The following is a 15,391-nucleotide window of genomic DNA, read 5'->3' on the forward strand; positions in this document are numbered from 1 at the left end:
GTGGTTCTCACGCGTTTGCGCTCACCGGTGGAACGGGTGCGGGGAATGCTGCTCGGCACGGTTCACCTCCATAGGTCCTGACATGGGTGCTACCCCGGCGGGCGGGGTCACGCACGTTCGTTGCAACGGCAAGATCCTTCCGGCTATTCCGAGTGATCGTTCCGTTTATCGCCGACCTGCTCTGACTCGCCCCTCAGGACGGCGGCGCCATCTAGGTTGCATACCTAACTAGGTTGCCATACGGTTTAGCTCGCTGGACCAACTAGATGGGCCGACTACTCAAAGGTGGCGAACCATGCAGACTCCGCTCGACGGCGCGGACCGGCCCGGGTGCCCGCACCCGGACCGCGCGGGATGACCGCCGTGCCCGCCGACCGCCGCGCCAGCTGGCTCAAGGGCGTCCTCGACCTGCTGGTCCTCGCCAGCCTGACCGGGGGCGAGAGCTACGGCTACGAGATCGCCAAGACGCTCGCCGACGCGGGCCTCGGGCAGATCAAGGGCGGCACCCTGTATCCGATCCTCAACCGCCTGGAAGAGGCGGGACTGGTCTCCGCGGAGTTCCGTGCCGCCGACCGCGGCCCGGGCCGCCGCTACTACCACCTCACCGACGTGGGCCGCGTGACGCTCGCAGAACAGAGCGGACTGTGGCTCGACTTCGACGAGTCCGTGCGCAGGATGCTCACCGATGGAGCGGGACGATGACGAACCCCTATTTCGACGAACTGGCGGATCGGCTGCGCGCCCGCGGCCTCCCGGAGGACGAGGTGTCCCGCACCGTCGACGATCTCGCCGCCTTCGCCGCCGAGTCCGGCACCGACCCGGCGCAGGAGTTCGGCGCACCCGCGGAGTTCGCCTCCCAGGTCGCCCCGGACGAGGCGCGGGCGGGCGCCCGCACCGGCCCCGTCCCGCCGGACGAGGCCGAGACCTGGAAGTGGAGGGCCGACGCCTTCCACGAGCGCGACGTCCTCAACCGGTACGGCGACGAGGGCTGGGAGGTGGAGCGGGTCGACGGCACGGGCCGCTTCGTCAGCCACCGCGACCCGGACGCCCCGCAGCGCTGGGAGTACCGCCGCGAAACCGTCCTGCGGGGGCGCCGCGACGCCGTCGTCGACCGGCTCGCACCGGACGGCTGGGAGCCCTGCGGCACGTGGATCTGCTTCGAGTACTTCAAGCGGCCGAAGGCGGCGTCCATCGGCCCTGAGGCGAGACTCCGCGACGTCCCCCGGATGCCGTCCGGACACAACTTCTGGAGCAAGCGCTTCTACGGCTTCATGGCCTGGTACGGCGCCCTTCTGGGCGCCGCCTTCCTCGGCGGGGTCTTCCTTGCCCCGGACGGCTCGCACACCGGCTTCCTCGCCGTTCTCCTCGTCGGAGCCATGGTCCTCTTGGCCCTGGTCGCCGGCCGCATCTGGCGTGACCGGCGCCGCCGCACCTCGTGAGGGCGTCCTCTACCGGGACGCACGCCCCACCATGGGCGAAACTTTCCCCTCTTTTCACGTATCGTACCATCTGTCCCTTTGTTCTCCACGGCGGGCGGGGCCGTCCGAACCGCTCGGCTGGGTAGGTATCCCAGGATCCGGTTCGCCCGCGGGGTCGTCCCGCCGTGAGCGGCTCAGCGTGGAGCCCAGGAGGCCGTCGGGCGCGGCCGGACGCGCCCCGAGCCTCTCCTGGGAGACACACGTGATCAGTAAGCTGCTCGTCGCCAACCGTGGCGAGATCGCCGTGCGCGCCTTCCGCGCGGCGTACGAACTCGGTATCGCCAGCGTCGCCGTGTACGCGCACGAGGACCGTCTGTCCCTGCACCGGCAGAAGGCGGACGAGGCGTACGAGATCGGGGAGCACGGCCACCCGGTCCGCGCCTACCTCGACGTGGACGGGATCGTGGAGACCGCGCTGCGGGTCGGCGCCGACGCCGTCTACCCGGGCTACGGGTTCCTGTCGGAGAGCCCCGAGCTGGCGGCGGCCTGCGAGCGCAACGGGATCAAGTTCGTCGGCCCGCCGTCGCGGGTGCTGAGCCTGGCGGGCAACAAGATCGAGGCGGTCGCGGCGGCGCGGCGCGCGGGCCTGCCGGTGCTGCGCTCGGCGACGCCCGAGCGGGGACGGGAGCTGGAGACGGCCGACGAGGTCGGGTTCCCGCTGTTCGTGAAGGCCGCGGCGGGCGGCGGCGGGCGCGGGCTGCGCCGCGTCGACCACCGCGAGGACCTGGAGGCCGCCGTGGACACGGCGCGCCGCGAGGCCGAGAGCGCGTTCGGCGACCCGACGGTGTTCCTGGAGCAGGCGGTGGACCGGCCCCGCCACATCGAGGTGCAGGTCCTCGCGGACGCCGCCGGGCACATCGTCCACCTCCGCGAGCGCGACTGCTCCGTGCAGCGGCGCCACCAGAAGGTCGTCGAGATCGCGCCCGCGCCCGGCCTGGACCCGGAGACCACCCGGCGGCTCTGCGACGACGCGGTCCGGTTCGCCCAGGAGATCGGCTACGAGAACGCGGGAACGGTCGAGTTCCTCGTGGACGACCGAGGCGAGCACGTCTTCATCGAGATGAACCCCCGCATCCAGGTCGAGCACACCGTCACCGAAGAGGTCACCGGCGTCGACCTGGTGCAGAGCCAGCTGCGCGTCGCGGGCGGCGAGACGCTCGCCGGCCTCGGCATCGCGCAGGACGAGGTCAGCGTGAGCGGGTTCGCCGTGCAGTGCCGGATCACGACCGAGGACCCGGCGAACGGCTTCCGCCCCGACACCGGGAAGATCTCGGCGTACCGGTCCCCGGGCGGCGCCGGGGTGCGGCTCGACACGGGGACGGCCTACGGCGGCGCGATCGTGTCGCCGCACTTCGACTCGCTGCTGGTGAAGCTGACGTGCCGCGGCCGGACGTTCGAGGACGCGGTGCGGCGGGCGCGCCGGGCCGTCGCCGAGTTCCGCATCAGGGGCGTCGCGTCCAACATCCCGTTCCTCCAGGCGCTGCTGGACGAGCCCGACTTCCGCGCGGGCGGCGTCACCACGTCCTACATCGCCGACCACCCCGACCTGCTCACGGCCCGTTCCAGCGGCGACCGCGCGACGCGGCTCGTCCGGTACCTGGCGGACGTCACGGTCAACAAGCCGCACGGCGAAGCGCCCACCGACCTGGACCCGGCGACGAAGCTGCCGCCGCTCGACCTCGACGGGCCGCTCCCCGAAGGGTCGCGCGACCGGCTGCTGGCGCTCGGCGCGCGCGCGTTCGCCGAGCAGCTCCGGAACCAGGACGCCCTGGCCGTCACTGACACGACGTTCCGCGACGCGCATCAGTCGCTCCTCGCTACGCGAGTACGCACCTATGACCTGTTGTCAGCGGCGCCCTACCTCGCTCGCATGACGCCGCAACTCCTCTCGATCGAGGCGTGGGGCGGGGCGACATACGACGTCGCGCTCCGGTTCCTGGGCGAGTCGCCTTGGGACAGGCTGGCCGCGATCCGCGAGGCTGCACCCAACCTGTGCATCCAGATGCTCCTCCGCGGCCGCAACACCGTCGGCTACACGCCGTACCCCGACTCGGTGGCTCGGGCCTTCGTCAAGGAGGCGGCCAGTACGGGAGTCGACATCTTCCGTGTGTTCGACGCCCTGAACGACGTGGACCGCATGCGTCCGGCCATTGACGCGGCCCTCCAGACTCACGCACTGGTGGAGGGCACGCTCTGCTACACCGGCGACCTGTCCTCCCCAGACGAACGGCTCTACACGCTCGACTACTACCTGCGGCTGGCGGAGGAACTCGTCAACGCGGGCGTCCACATCCTCTGCGTGAAGGACATGGCAGGCCTGCTCAGGGCGCCCGCCGCACGCACCCTCGTCAAGGCCCTCCGCGAGCGGTTCGACCTGCCCGTCCACCTGCACACCCACGACACGGCCGGCGGGCAGATCGGCACCTACATCGCCGCCATCGAGGCGGGTGTCGACGCCGTCGACGGCGCCGCCGCACCCCTCTCGGGCACCACGAGCCAGCCGCCGCTCCAGGCGATCGTGGCCGCGACCGACTTCACCGAGCACGCCACCGGCATCGACCTGGACGCGCTCACCGTCATGGAGCCGTACTGGGAGGCCGTCCGGAAGCTCTACGCGCCGTTCGAGATGGGCCTCCCCTCGCCGACCGGCCGCGTCTACGGGCACGAGATCCCGGGCGGGCAGCTGTCCAACCTGCGGCAGCAGGCCGTCGCCCTCGGCCTCGGCGACCGCTTCGAGGAGATCGAGCGCCTCTACGCCGCCGCCGACGCCATCCTCGGGCGGCTCGTGAAGGTCACCCCGTCCAGCAAGGTCGTCGGCGACCTGGCCCTGCACCTCGTCGCGGCGGGCGCCGATCCGGACGACTTCGCCGAGAACCCGGACCGCTACGACATCCCCGACAGCGTCATCGGGTTCCTGAACGGCGAACTGGGCGACCCGCCCGGCGGCTGGCCCGAGCCGTTCCGCACCAAGGCCCTCGCAGGACGCCGGTACACGCCCGCCCGGGCCGAACTGGACGGTGCCGAAGAGAAGGCCCTGGCCGGCCCAGAGGTTCGCGACACGCTCGACCGCCTGCTCTTCCCGGGCCCGGCGAAGGACTACCGCGAAGCCCGCGCCGCCTACGGGGACCTCTCCGTCCTGCCGACCGGCCCGTTCCTCTACGGGCTCCGCGCGGGGCACGAGGTGGCGTTCGACCTCGAACCCGGGGTCCGCGTCCTGGCCGGGCTGGAGGCCGTCGGCGACGTCGACGAGGCGGGGGTCCGGCAGGTCATCTGCTCGGTGAACGGCCAGCTCCGGACGCTCTCGGTCCGCGACAAGTCCGTCAAGTCCGATGCGCCGCCGGTCGAGCGCGCCGACCCCGCCGAGCCCGGCCACGTCGCCGCCCCGTTCGACGGCTCGGTGACGCTGCGGGCGGCCAAGGGCGACGAGGTCGCCGCGGGGGACGTGGTCGCCACCATCGAGGCCATGAAGATGGAGGCGGCCATCACCGCCCCGGTCGCGGGCACCGTCGCCCGGCTGGCCGTCCCGGAGGCGACGCCCGTCCAGGCCGGCGACCTCCTCCTGGTCATCCAGGACGGCGCCTAGGGCGCCCCGCGTCCCTCGGAGGCCGGACGCGTCGCGTAGCTTCCCAAGGACGGTTCGAGCAGGTCGAAGGCGGTCTTCGCGGACTCCGCGAGGGCCGCCTCGATCTCCTCGCGGGTCTCGCCCCGCACGTTGCGGCGCAGGGTCTCCTGGAACAGGACGCGGTGGACGCCGCCGAGCTGCGCGGCGACGAGGCGTGGCAGGACGTCGTCCGGGCCCGCGCCGGTCTCCTCGGCGAGGACGGCGGCGAGGGCCTCTTCCCGCTCCTCGTGGAACTCGCGGAGCCGCGCCACCAGCGCCGGGCTCCCGGTGATCATCCGGGCGAAGGGGGGACCGGAGAAGCCGATCACGGCGTCCTGCCGCCGGACGGCCTCCAGGAAGCCACGGCGCAGCGCGGCCAGCGCCGACTCGCCGGGCGCGCGCTCGGCGACCGTGCGCGCCAGGGACGCCGTGAACGCCTCGTGGAGGTCGAGCGCCAGGTCCTCCTTGCGGGGGAAGTAGTTGGTGACGGTCATCTTCGCCACCTGCGCCGCCGCCGCGACGTCGGCGATGGTCACCCGGTCGAAGCCGTGCCGCAGGAACAGGCGGGTCGCATGGTTGGAGATGCTCTGGCGCGTCTGCTGCTTCTTCGTCTCCCGCAGGCCCATGGCGCCATCCTCTCATAAGTCGACCTAAGTTCGTACCTGATACATAATTAGGTCGGATCCAAGTTTGGCTTCGGGGCCGGACGGGTACCGAGACCGGGTGACCGTTACCTCCCGGCCGCCGGACGAGCAAAGGACACAGCCCTGAACGCCAGCCACGCGCCGAGCGCATCCCCCCGCTCCACCGTGAACCTCGTCGACCCGATGAAGGACTACCTGTCCCGCATCGGGCGCACCGCGCTGCTCACCGCCGAGCAGGAGGTCGACCTGGCCAAGCGCATCGAGGCCGGCCTGTTCGCCCGAGAGCGCCTCAGGACCGTGGGCGACGAACTGAGCCTCCAGGACAAGCACGACCTGGAGTGGATCGCCGCCGACGGCGCCCGCGCCAAGGAGCACATGGTCGAGGCCAACCTGCGCCTCGTCGTGTCGCTCGCCAAGCGCTACATGGGCCACGGCCTCCCGTTGAACGACCTCGTGCAGGAGGGCAACCTCGGCCTGATCCGCGCCGTGGAGAAGTTCGAGTACCGCCGCGGCCTGAAGTTCTCCACCTACGCCGTCTGGTGGATCAAGCAGGCGATCAGCCGCGCGCTGGCCGACCAGAGCCGCACGATCCGCATCCCCGTGCACGTCGTCGAGGTGCTCAACCGGATGACGCGCGTCCGGCGGCGGATGATGCAGGACCTCGGCCGCGAGCCGACCTCGAAGGAGCTGGCCGTCGAGCTCGACGTCACCCCCGAGAAGGTCGAGTGGCTGCGGCGCCAGGCCCGCGAGCCGCTGTCCCTGCACACCCCGCTCGGCGAGGACGGCGACGGCGAGCTCGCCGACGTCATCGAGGACCCCGAGGGCGGCGACCCGGCCGACGTCGTGGCGACCTCGATGCTGCGCGGGCGGCTCGACGCCGTCCTGGAGACCCTCACCGAGCGCGAGGCCGGCGTCATCTCGCTGCGGTTCGGGCTGTCGGGCGGCGAGCCCAAGACCCTGGAGGAGGTCGGCAAGGTCTACGGGGTGACGCGCGAGCGCATCCGGCAGATCGAGTCCAAGGGCATGCACAAGCTGCGCCACCCCTCCCGCCGCGAGACCCTCGCGGACCTGCTCGGCTGAGCCGCCGGCCGGCCCCGGCGCGGCGGAGGCCCGCGCCCGCCTCCGCGCGCCCGCGCCCGCCCGGGGCGTCAGGTCGCGGAGCCGGGGCCTGCGGCCAGCCGCCGGGCGAGTTCGTCGCGCTCGCGGGTGAGTTCGGCCACCTCGTGCTGGAGCTCGAAGATGCGCCGGATGGCGGGCAGCGTCATGCCCTCGCCCATCATCGAGACGACCTCCTGGATGCGGCCGATCTCGTGGCGGCTGTAGCGGCGCTGGCCGCCGGTCGAGCGCTGGGGGGAGACGACCCGGTGGTCGTCGACGCGGCGCAGGAACGCCTGCTGGACGTCCAGCATCTGCGCCACCTGCCCCACCGTGAACAGGGCGGCGTGCTCGTCGTCGAACGGCAGGTTCATGGGGGGCCTCCTCGGTGCCGTCGCGGTACCGGCGAACCGCCGGAAGACGCGGGCGGCCCCGGTCGGCGCGGCCTTCGGCGAGCCGCGCGGGCCGGGGCCGCCCGGACGCCGCGCGTCAGTTCCTGATCGCCTTCTGGCCGGCGCCGGACTGCTGGACGGCCACCTTCCGGGGCCGCGCCCGCTCCAGCACCGGGATGCGGACGGCGAGGACGCCGTTGTCGTAGGCGGCCTCGATCGCCTCGGCGTCCAGGTGCTCCGACAGGTAGACCCGGCGGGTGAAGGAGCCCATGATCCGCTCGCGGACGAAGACGCGCTCCTCCTCGCCGAACTCCTCCTCGCGCCGCGCGGTCACCGAGAGCACACCGCGGTCGACGGTGACCTCGATGGAGCCGGGGTCGATCCCCGGCAGGTCGAACCGCAGGACGACGTCGTCGGCGCGGCGGATGCCGTCCATCGGCATGCCGGCGCCGCCGCCCTGGCCGGCGGCCTGGCGGACCGCGCGGTCGAACTGACGCTCGAACTCCTGCACGAACGGGTCGATCGACGTCAGCAACACGGGACATCACCTCCGAAGACCTCGGCGCCTGGCGTGCGCCGATTACCTGTTCCTCGCACAAGAGGAAACTTGCAACTCCAGTTGTAGGAAACTGGAGGGCCGGTGTCAAGCCCCGTCGCCGCGGCCGTCCAGTCACAGTGTCGGCATCGACCCGTTTTCGTGGCTCCGGGACCGCTTTCACTCCCGGGATGAGAGAGTGGATGATCTAGAAAAGGCCCCCTTCGGGGCGCGGTCGGCGTGGAAAGACGGGGATGATGTCCAGAGGGCTGGGACGGCTGGCGAGGCGCGGCGCCGCCAGGGGCGCGGCCGCGGGTGCGGCGCTCGTTCTGACGTTGGCGACGGCCCAGGCCGCGGCGACGGCGGCGGCCGGGCCGGACGTGGGCCCGTCCGTGATCACCGCCGCGCAGCCGCCGACCGTCCCGTTCGACCCCGCCAAGCTGCGGGCCACCCTGGACGCCACGCACGACGCCGGGATGTACGGGCTGTTCTCCGAGGTCCGGGACGGCCGCAGGGAGTGGGACGGCGCGGCCGGTGTCGCCGACGTCCGCACGGGGCGGCCGGTGACCCCGGGCATGCGCCAGCGGATCGGCAGCATCACCAAGTCGTTCGTCGCCACCGCGATCCTCCAGCAGGTCGAGCGGGGCCGCGTCGACCTCGACGCTCCGGTCGCCCGCTACCTGCCCGGCCTCATCCCGGGACGCGCCGGCGAGCAGACGACCGTGCGGATGCTGCTCGACCACACGAGCGGCATCGGCGACTACATCTTCCCGGCGTTCCCCTCGCTGCGGGAGCTGTCCGCCGACAGCCTGGACGAGTACCGGTTCCGCGACGTGCCGCCCGCCCAGCTCATCGCCTGGGGGCTGCGGGCGCCGCGCACGGGTGAGCCGGGGGAGCGCTGGTCGTACTCCAACACCAACTACGTCATCGCCGGTGTGCTCCTGGAGAAGGTGACCGGGGCCAAGGCGGAGGAGTACATCACCCGGAACGTCATCCGCAAGGCCGGGCTGAAGCACACCTACTTCCCTTCCACGCCCTGGATCGCGGGCCCGCACCCGCGGATGTACGAGTCGCTCTACCAGCATGTGACGCCGCCCCGCGACTACAGCACCTTCGACATGAGCTGGGCCTGGACGGCGGGCGCGCTGGTCTCCACCATGGACGACCTCAACCGCTTCTACCGCAGGCTCCTCACCGGCGACCTCATCGGGCCGGACGCTCTGGCGCAGATGCAGCGGACCGTCCCGGTGAAGGACGCGGACGGCAACGTCCTGATGAGCTACGGCCTCGGGCTCTACTCCCTCGACCTTCCGTGCGGGACGTTCTGGGGGCACGACGGCGCGGTCTTCGGCGCCGGGACCCAGTCCCTGTCGTCCGCCGGGGGCGAGCGGCAGATCTCGCTGACCTTCAACCTGATGAAGTACCAGCAGCTCAGCGCCGGCGGAACGCCCGTCCCGCACCCGATCGACAACGCGCTGGCCGCGCACGTGGTGGAGGCCCTGTGCGGCAGCCGGCCGGTGACCGGCACGGTCCGTCCCGCGGCGCAGGTGCGGCTGCTGCCGCTCCAGGCCGTGCGCGCCGCCGGATGAGACGCGGCTGACCGTCCTGCGCCGTCAGGCCAGGTCGGACGGGTCGGTGTTGGCGCCGCACAGGACGACCGCGACGCGCTCCCCGGCGGACGGCCGGTAGGCGCCGCCGCGGAGCGCGGCCACGGCGGCGGCCGTGCCGTGCTCGACGACCAGGCGGTACTCCCGCCACACGAACCGGCGGGCCTCGACGATCGCCTCGTCGGTGACCAGGACGGGACGGACCCCGGCCCGGGAGGCGACCGCGAACGCGATCTCGCCGGCCCGGGTCGCGCCGAGGGAGTCGGCGGCGACCCCCGAGACCTCCACGTCCACGGGGCGTCCGGCGTGCAGGGCGCGTTCGAGGGTCGGGATCGTCACGGGCTCGACGCCGACGACGCGCGCCCGCCCTTCGAGCGCGGCGGCGACGCCCGCCATCAGCCCTCCGCCGCCGACCGCCAGCAGGACCGTGTCGATCTCGCCGCCGGTCTGCTCCAGCACCTCCAGGCCGAGCGTGCCCTGGCCGGCGCACACCTCCGGCAGGTCGTAGGCGTGGCAGAACAGCGCGCCGGTGTCGGCGGCGCGCTTGGTCGCGGCGTCCTGCGCCTCGGCGTACCGGGTGCCGACCTGCACGACCGCGGCGCCGAGGGCCCGCAGCCGCGCGACCTTCACCGCGGGCGCCGTCTCCGGCACGTACACCTCGGCCGGGACGCCCGCCCGCGCCGCCGCGTACGCGAAGGCCAGCCCCGCGTTGCCGCCGGAGGCCGCGACGACCCCGGTCTCCGGAAGCCGTCCCTCGTCCCGCGCCGCCAGGATGTGGTTGAACGCACCGCGCGCCTTGAACGACCCCGTGTGCTGCGTCAGTTCGAGCTTCAGCCACATCCGCGCGGTGGGCGCGAGCGGCCCCGGCTCGACCTCGACCGTCGGCGTGCGGCGGACATGGCCCGCGACACGCCCCGCCGCGGCCTGGACGTCTGAGCGATCGATCACCGGTTTCCCTCCGCGTCATCAGCACCCAACGCCAGTTTGGGACATGACACCCCATCGCGCCACCCACCCCCCGACGAAACGCCTCCCGCCCTCGTCAGCGTCGTTTGGGGGGCGCCCCCAAGCCCCCCGGTAAGGGCCGCTGACCGTCGTCCTCCGCAACGCTCCGGACGCCGGTCAGCCTGTGGTGCGAGGTCGGTCAGCGGGTGCGGCGAGTCTCTTCCTCGGCGCGGGACGCACGTCCCGCCGGACTAGGGAGGTCCCCATGAAGAACGTCCTCATCTCGGGTGCGAGCATCGGCGGGCCCGCGCTGGCGTACTGGCTGCGGCGGTACGGGTTCGGCGTGACGGTCGTGGAGGTGACGCCCGGGCCGCGGGCAGGCGGGCAGGCGGTCGACGTGCGCGGGCCGGCGCTGGAGGTCGCCGAGCGGATGGGCGTCCTCGACCGGATCCGCGAGCAGCGCGTTGAGATGCGCGGCATGTCCATGGTGGACGGGGACGGCAACGAGCTGTACCGCAGCGAGGAGTACACGCTCACCGGCGGCGACCTGGGCAGCCCCGACGTGGAGATCCTGCGCGACGACCTGTCCGCGATCCTGGCGGACGCGGCCGGCGACGGCGTCGAGTACCTGTACGGCGACTCGATCGCCGGGCTGGAGCAGGGCGACGACGGGGTGCGGGTGATCTTCCAGAGCGGGACGGTCCGCACGTTCGACCTGGTCGTCGGCGCCGACGGCGCGCATTCCAACACGCGCCGGCTGGTGTTCGGGCCGGAGAAGGACTTCATCACCCACCTCGGGACCTACCTGTCGGTGTGGACGGCCCCGAACTTCCTCGGCCTGGACCGCTGGCAGGTGTTCCACCAGGTGCCGGGCAGCAGCTGGGGCGGCGGCGTGATGAGCGTCCGCGGCAACGAGGAGGTCCGCGTCTACCTGGGGTTCGAGTCCGAGCGGCCGATCGAGTACGACCACCGCGACACCGCCGCGCAGAAGAAGATCATGGCGGACGCGCTGGCGGGCGGCGGCTGGGTGCTGCCGGAGCTGGTGGAGACGATGTGGGACGCGGCCGACTTCCACTTCGACTCGATGGCGCAGATCCACATGGACTCCTGGTCGAGCGGGCGGGTCGTCCTGCTCGGGGACGCGGGCTACTGCGGGTCGCCGCTGTCCGGGCAGGGCACGAGCATGGCCCTCGTGGGCGCGTACGTGCTGGCAGGGGAGCTGAAGGCGGCGGGCGGCGACCACCGCGCGGCGTTCGCGGACTACGAGAAGGAGCTGCGCGGGTACGTCGCCGCGAACCAGGAGCTGGCGCTGACCAACAAGGCGCGGGTGGAAGCGCAGCGCAACGCCGAGACGGGCGGCGAGGCCGAGGCCGAGGCCGTCGACTTCCAGGACTTCGGGGAGATCGTCGGCTCGTTCACGGTGCGGGACTACTGAGCGAGGCGGCGCGGGCCAGCAGGACCTCGCGTTCGGGCGCGTTGCGGGTGAGCTCCGCGGCGCGCTCGAACTGCTCCCGGGCCTCGTCCCGGCGGCCGAGGCGGGCGAGCAGGTCGCCGCGGACGCTCGGCAGCAGGTGGTAGCCGCGCAGGGCGGGCTCGTCCACCAGGGCGTCGGCGAGCTCCAGGCCCTTCTCGGGGCCGTCCGCCATGCCGACCGCCACGGCCCGGTTCAGCTCCACGACGGGGGACGGCGCGACGCGGGCGAGGATCTCGTACAGGGACGCGATCCGCGCCCAGTCGGTGTCCTCGGCGGAGGGGGCCTGCGCGTGGCAGGCGGCGATCGCCGCCTGAAGGACGTACGGGCCGGGCGGCTCGCCGATCCTCTTCGCGCGCAGCAGCGCCTCGTACCCGCGGTGGATGAGGAGCCGGTCCCACTTGCCGCGGTCCTGCGCCGCCAGCGGGACGGGCTCCCCGGACGGCCCGGTGCGCGCCCGGGTGCGGGACGCCTGGATCTCCATCAGCGCGGCGAGCCCGTGCACCTCGGGCTCGCCGGGGGCCAGCTCCGCGAGGACGCGGCCGAGGCGCAGCGCCTCGCGGCACAGGTCCGCCCGCACCCAGGCGTCTCCGGCGCTGGCGGCGTACCCCTCGTTGAAGACGAGGTAGACGACCTCCAGCACGGACGCCAGCCGGGCCGCGCGGCCCGGCCCCTGCGGCACCTCGAACGGGACGTTCGCCTCCGAGAGCGTCCGCTTGGCCCGGACGATCCGCTGCGCCACGGTCGCCTCCGGGACGAGGAACGCGTGCGCGATCTCCTCGGTGGTGAGGCCGCCGAGCATGCGCAGCGTCAGCGCGACCCGCGCCTGCGCGGACAGCACCGGGTGGCAGGCGGTGAAGATCAGCCGGAGGACGTCGTCCTCGATGCGGTCGTCGTCCGGAACGTCGAACTCCTCGGGCGGCGCCTGGGTCTCCAGGTCGCGGCCCATCTCCTCGATCTTGCCTTCGAGCCGCCGCAGCCGCCGGATCCGGTCGACGGCGCGGCGCTTGCCGACGGCCATGAGCCAGGCGCCCGGGTTGTCCGGGACGCCTGACTCCGGCCACTGTTCGAGCGCGGCGACCAGCGCGTCCTGCGCGAGTTCCTCGGCGAGCCCGATGTCGTTCACCATGCGGGCGAGACCGGCGATGATGCGGGCGGCCTCCAGCCGCCACACCGCGTCGACGGTCGCGTGCACGCTCGCGCCCCGCGCGGGCGCCTTCCGCGCCCCGGGCTCGTCCGATGCCTTCACGCCGCCGATGAGAGCACCCGCACCGGCCGCCGCGCAACCTCGGCGGACGCCCGGCCCGGCCGGACGCCCCGCCGGGCGCGGCGCTCACTGGCCGGGGAGGTCCTCCGGCCCGAAGACCTGCTGGATGACGCCCTCGCCGTCGCCGACGATCGCCCAGAAGCGCTTGGACAGCTCGATCGCCTCCTCGCGGGTGCCCACCTCGATGAGCGCGAACCCGACGACCGTCTCCTTCGCCTCGGCGAACGGGCCGTCGAGGACGGTGACCTTGCCGCCGGACGACTTGATCCGGGTGCCGCCGGGCTCCAGCCCGCCGGTCGCGAGCAGCACCCCGCTCCGGGACATCTCCTCGATGAACCGGCCCATCTCCGTCTGCAGCTTCTCGTCCGGCGCCCCGGCGGGCGCGGAACCGTCGTCCGTCGTCATCATCAGGAACCGCATGTCGTCTCCTCTGCTCACCGGCCGGTGCCTCCCGGCCTGTCACGAACGCGTCGAAGAAGGTGTGACCGGATCGACATCCCGGCCGAGATCTTCTGGATTTTTTTCCTGCCCCCGTATCGTGCCAGGTCATGGCGCTCTCAAGCCGGATGCTTCCGTACATACACCGAGATGCCCATTGAAAAGGACATTCCGGACTAGTGGGCAAGTGAGTCTCCAACGAGTAACTTCATCCGGTGGAAAGTTTTCTCGCACGTCGAGGAGGGCGTCCCATGGGAGTTCCGGCACCGGCGACCGGTGGGCCGTCCATGCCGCGCGCCGGGGGGACGGCGCCGCGCGGCCGGTGCCGCGCCGCGGGGCGCGGGGACTCGTGAGCGCCGCCGAGCCGGAGGGCGACCGCGCCCGCGTCGCCCAGGACCACCGGGAGGCGGGCCCGACCGTGCTGCGGCTGCTGGTCGGCGCGCAGCTGCGCCGCCACCGGGAGGCCGCCGGGATCACCACCGAGGCCGCCGGGTACGAGATCCGCGGCTCGCACTCCAAGATCAGCCGGATGGAGCTCGGCCGCGTCGGCTACAAAGAGCGCGATGTCGCCGACCTGCTGACCCTCTACGGCGTCACCGACCCGTCGCTGCGCGAGCCGCTGCTGGAGCTGGCGGAGCACGCCAACGCGCCGGGCTGGTGGCAGCCGTTCGGCGACGTGGTCCCCTCGTGGTTCGAGCCCTACCTGGGGCTGGAGCAGGGCGCCGTGCTCGTCCGCGTGTACGAGATCCAGGACGTCCCCGAGCTGCTGCAGACCAGGGACTACGCCCGTGCCCTGATCAAGGCCCGCCACCCGGAGGCGGGGTCCGAGGAGATCGAGCGGCGGGTGGAGCTGCGGATGCGGCGCCGCCGGGTGTTCGAGCGTCCGGCCCCGCTGCGGCTGTGGGCGGTGCTGGACGAGGCGGCGCTGTGCCGGACGGTCGGCGGCCGCGCCACGATGCGCGCCCAGATCGAGCACCTGATCGAGATGGCCGAGCTGCCGAACGTCACCGTGCAGATCGTGCCCTTCGCCTCGGGCGGGCCCGCGGCGGAGGGCGGCCCGATGACGCTGCTGCGGTTCGCCGAGCCGGAGCTGCCCGACGTGGTCTACCTGGAGCAGCTCACCTGCGCGCTCTACCCGGACCGGGCGTCCGACATCGCCCGCTACCGCGACGCCCTGAACCGCGCCGGCGTCCAGGCCGAGCCCCCGGACCGCACCCGCGCGATCCTCGGGGCCGCCCTGGCCCGGCTCGACGGGACGCCGCGCCGGGCCACAGGGTGACCTGAACGCTTCCTACCGCGCGGTGGGGACGTAGGTGGCGATGATGACACCGGTCTTGAAGACCTCGGTGCCGGCCAGCTCGAACGTCGCCGAGAACTCGTCGGCGTTGAGCAGCTCGCCGGTCTCGCGGGCGCCGACGAGCACCGGGTGGATCCACAGGCGCAGCTCGTCCAGCAGGCCGTGCTCGACGAGCGTCCGGGACACCGGCCCGAAGCCGTACTGCAGGATGTCCTGACCGTCCTGCTCCCTCAGCTTGGTGATCTCAGCGACGGCCTCCGCCCGCGGGATCGCCGTCGTGTCGCCCCAGCCGGGCTTGCGGAGGGAGTCGGACACGACGTAGTGGGGCAGGCTGTTCATCCGGACGCCGAAGTCGCCGGTCGCCTCCTCCATGGCCGGCCACGCCTGGGAGAAGCCGTCGAACGTCTTGCGGCCCATCAGGATGGCGCCGCAGGAGAACAGCAGTTCCCTGGCGTAGGCGGCGGCCTCGTCCTGGAAGTACGCCGAGGTCCAGTTCTGCGGGTTCTCGATGACGCCGTCGAGCGACACGTACGTCGAGTTGATGATCTTGCGCATGGTCTCCTCCGTCGGGTTGATCGTTCGCCTTCCGGCGCGCTGGGACCACTGTGCGCGAGAGCGTTT

The 15,391-nt window shown here is 72.7% G+C and carries 13 protein-coding genes and 1 pseudogene; 7 read left to right on the forward strand and 7 right to left on the reverse strand.

Going from position 1 to position 15,391, the window contains the following annotated elements:
• Positions 1 to 354 precede the first annotated feature (354 nt).
• From BKA00_RS33910 to BKA00_RS33920, 3 genes are all read left to right on the forward strand, one after another.
• Positions 355 to 702, forward strand: a complete 348-nt coding sequence (locus tag BKA00_RS33910) for a PadR family transcriptional regulator (RefSeq protein ID WP_185032020.1) — start codon at positions 355 to 357, stop codon at positions 700 to 702.
• Complete coding sequence (locus BKA00_RS33915) at positions 699 to 1,439, forward strand: hypothetical protein (RefSeq protein ID WP_185032022.1); 741 nt, start codon at positions 699 to 701, stop codon at positions 1,437 to 1,439. Before BKA00_RS33910 ends, BKA00_RS33915 begins: the two co-directional genes overlap by 4 nt.
• A gap of 241 nt (positions 1,440 to 1,680) precedes the next feature.
• Positions 1,681 to 5,061, forward strand: coding sequence for a pyruvate carboxylase (locus BKA00_RS33920; protein WP_185032024.1), 3,381 nt, complete (start codon positions 1,681 to 1,683; stop codon positions 5,059 to 5,061).
• On the opposite strand, the gene BKA00_RS33925 is transcribed toward BKA00_RS33920, so the two are convergent.
• Positions 5,058 to 5,705 carry a TetR/AcrR family transcriptional regulator gene (locus BKA00_RS33925; protein WP_185032026.1) on the reverse strand — a complete coding sequence of 216 codons (648 nt, stop codon included), beginning with the start codon at positions 5,703 to 5,705 and terminating at the stop codon, positions 5,058 to 5,060. The genes BKA00_RS33920 and BKA00_RS33925 overlap by 4 nt on opposite strands.
• 156 nt (positions 5,706 to 5,861) lie before the next feature.
• On the opposite strand from BKA00_RS33925, the pseudogene BKA00_RS33930 reads away from it, so the two are divergent.
• A pseudogene (locus BKA00_RS33930) lies at positions 5,862 to 6,803 on the forward strand (RNA polymerase sigma factor); the annotation flags it as partial.
• Between the two features lie 68 nt (positions 6,804 to 6,871).
• Here the strand turns inward: BKA00_RS33930 and BKA00_RS33935 are convergent.
• Complete coding sequence (locus tag BKA00_RS33935; protein WP_185032028.1) at positions 6,872 to 7,192, reverse strand: MerR family transcriptional regulator; 321 nt, start codon at positions 7,190 to 7,192, stop codon at positions 6,872 to 6,874.
• 115 nt (positions 7,193 to 7,307) lie between these two features.
• Positions 7,308 to 7,748 (reverse strand): Hsp20/alpha crystallin family protein, encoded by a 441-nt coding sequence (locus BKA00_RS33940; RefSeq protein WP_185032031.1) that lies wholly within the window; start codon positions 7,746 to 7,748, stop codon positions 7,308 to 7,310.
• A 251-nt stretch (positions 7,749 to 7,999) separates the two neighbouring features.
• Between BKA00_RS33940 and BKA00_RS33945 the strand changes: the two genes are divergently transcribed.
• Entirely contained in the window at positions 8,000 to 9,334 is a 1,335-nt protein-coding gene (locus tag BKA00_RS33945) for a serine hydrolase domain-containing protein (protein WP_230298886.1), read from the forward strand.
• A gap of 24 nt (positions 9,335 to 9,358) precedes the next feature.
• Here the strand turns inward: BKA00_RS33945 and BKA00_RS33950 are convergent, their stop codons facing one another.
• A complete protein-coding gene (locus tag BKA00_RS33950; protein ID WP_185032033.1) occupies positions 9,359 to 10,300 on the reverse strand; it encodes a threonine/serine dehydratase in 942 nt (313 codons plus the stop codon).
• A 262-nt stretch (positions 10,301 to 10,562) separates the two neighbouring features.
• On the opposite strand from BKA00_RS33950, the gene BKA00_RS33955 reads away from it, so the two are divergent.
• A complete protein-coding gene (locus BKA00_RS33955) occupies positions 10,563 to 11,732 on the forward strand; it encodes an FAD-dependent monooxygenase (RefSeq protein WP_185032035.1) in 1,170 nt (389 codons plus the stop codon).
• Here BKA00_RS33955 and BKA00_RS33960 read toward each other — a convergent pair.
• Positions 11,713 to 12,897, reverse strand: coding sequence for an RNA polymerase sigma factor (locus tag BKA00_RS33960; protein ID WP_221494351.1), 1,185 nt, complete (start codon positions 12,895 to 12,897; stop codon positions 11,713 to 11,715). The genes BKA00_RS33955 and BKA00_RS33960 overlap by 20 nt on opposite strands.
• Before the next feature lie 204 nt (positions 12,898 to 13,101).
• Positions 13,102 to 13,455, reverse strand: a complete 354-nt coding sequence (locus tag BKA00_RS33965; protein WP_185032037.1) for a YciI family protein — start codon at positions 13,453 to 13,455, stop codon at positions 13,102 to 13,104.
• Between the two features lie 367 nt (positions 13,456 to 13,822).
• On the opposite strand from BKA00_RS33965, the gene BKA00_RS33970 reads away from it, so the two are divergent.
• Positions 13,823 to 14,752, forward strand: a complete 930-nt coding sequence (locus BKA00_RS33970) for a Scr1 family TA system antitoxin-like transcriptional regulator (protein WP_230298887.1) — start codon at positions 13,823 to 13,825, stop codon at positions 14,750 to 14,752.
• A gap of 12 nt (positions 14,753 to 14,764) precedes the next feature.
• On the opposite strand, the gene BKA00_RS33975 is transcribed toward BKA00_RS33970, so the two are convergent.
• The gene (locus BKA00_RS33975; RefSeq protein WP_185032041.1) at positions 14,765 to 15,325 is read right to left on the reverse strand and encodes a dihydrofolate reductase family protein; all 561 of its coding nucleotides are present in this window, start codon (positions 15,323 to 15,325) and stop codon (positions 14,765 to 14,767) included.
• Positions 15,326 to 15,391: the final 66 nt, after the last annotated feature.

The sequence above is a fragment of the Actinomadura coerulea genome (assembly GCF_014208105.1).
Taxonomy (GTDB): domain Bacteria; phylum Actinomycetota; class Actinomycetes; order Streptosporangiales; family Streptosporangiaceae; genus Spirillospora; species Spirillospora coerulea.

Bases quoted from the DNA above. Each gene is read 5' to 3' on its own strand.
- BKA00_RS33945 (WP_230298886.1), top strand. From the start codon at position 8,000: ATGATGTCCAGAGGGCTGGGACGGCTGGCGAGGCGCGGCGCCGCCAGG.
- BKA00_RS33955 (WP_185032035.1), top strand. From the start codon at position 10,563: ATGAAGAACGTCCTCATCTCGGGTGCGAGCATCGGCGGGCCCGCGCTG.
- BKA00_RS33935 (WP_185032028.1), bottom strand. From the start codon at position 7,192: ATGAACCTGCCGTTCGACGACGAGCACGCCGCCCTGTTCACGGTGGGG.
- BKA00_RS33965 (WP_185032037.1), bottom strand. From the start codon at position 13,455: ATGCGGTTCCTGATGATGACGACGGACGACGGTTCCGCGCCCGCCGGG.
- BKA00_RS33925 (WP_185032026.1), bottom strand. From the start codon at position 5,705: ATGGGCCTGCGGGAGACGAAGAAGCAGCAGACGCGCCAGAGCATCTCC.
- BKA00_RS33910 (WP_185032020.1), top strand. From the start codon at position 355: ATGACCGCCGTGCCCGCCGACCGCCGCGCCAGCTGGCTCAAGGGCGTC.
- BKA00_RS33975 (WP_185032041.1), bottom strand. From the start codon at position 15,325: ATGCGCAAGATCATCAACTCGACGTACGTGTCGCTCGACGGCGTCATC.
- BKA00_RS33915 (WP_185032022.1), top strand. From the start codon at position 699: ATGACGAACCCCTATTTCGACGAACTGGCGGATCGGCTGCGCGCCCGC.
- BKA00_RS33960 (WP_221494351.1), bottom strand. From the start codon at position 12,897: ATGGTGAACGACATCGGGCTCGCCGAGGAACTCGCGCAGGACGCGCTG.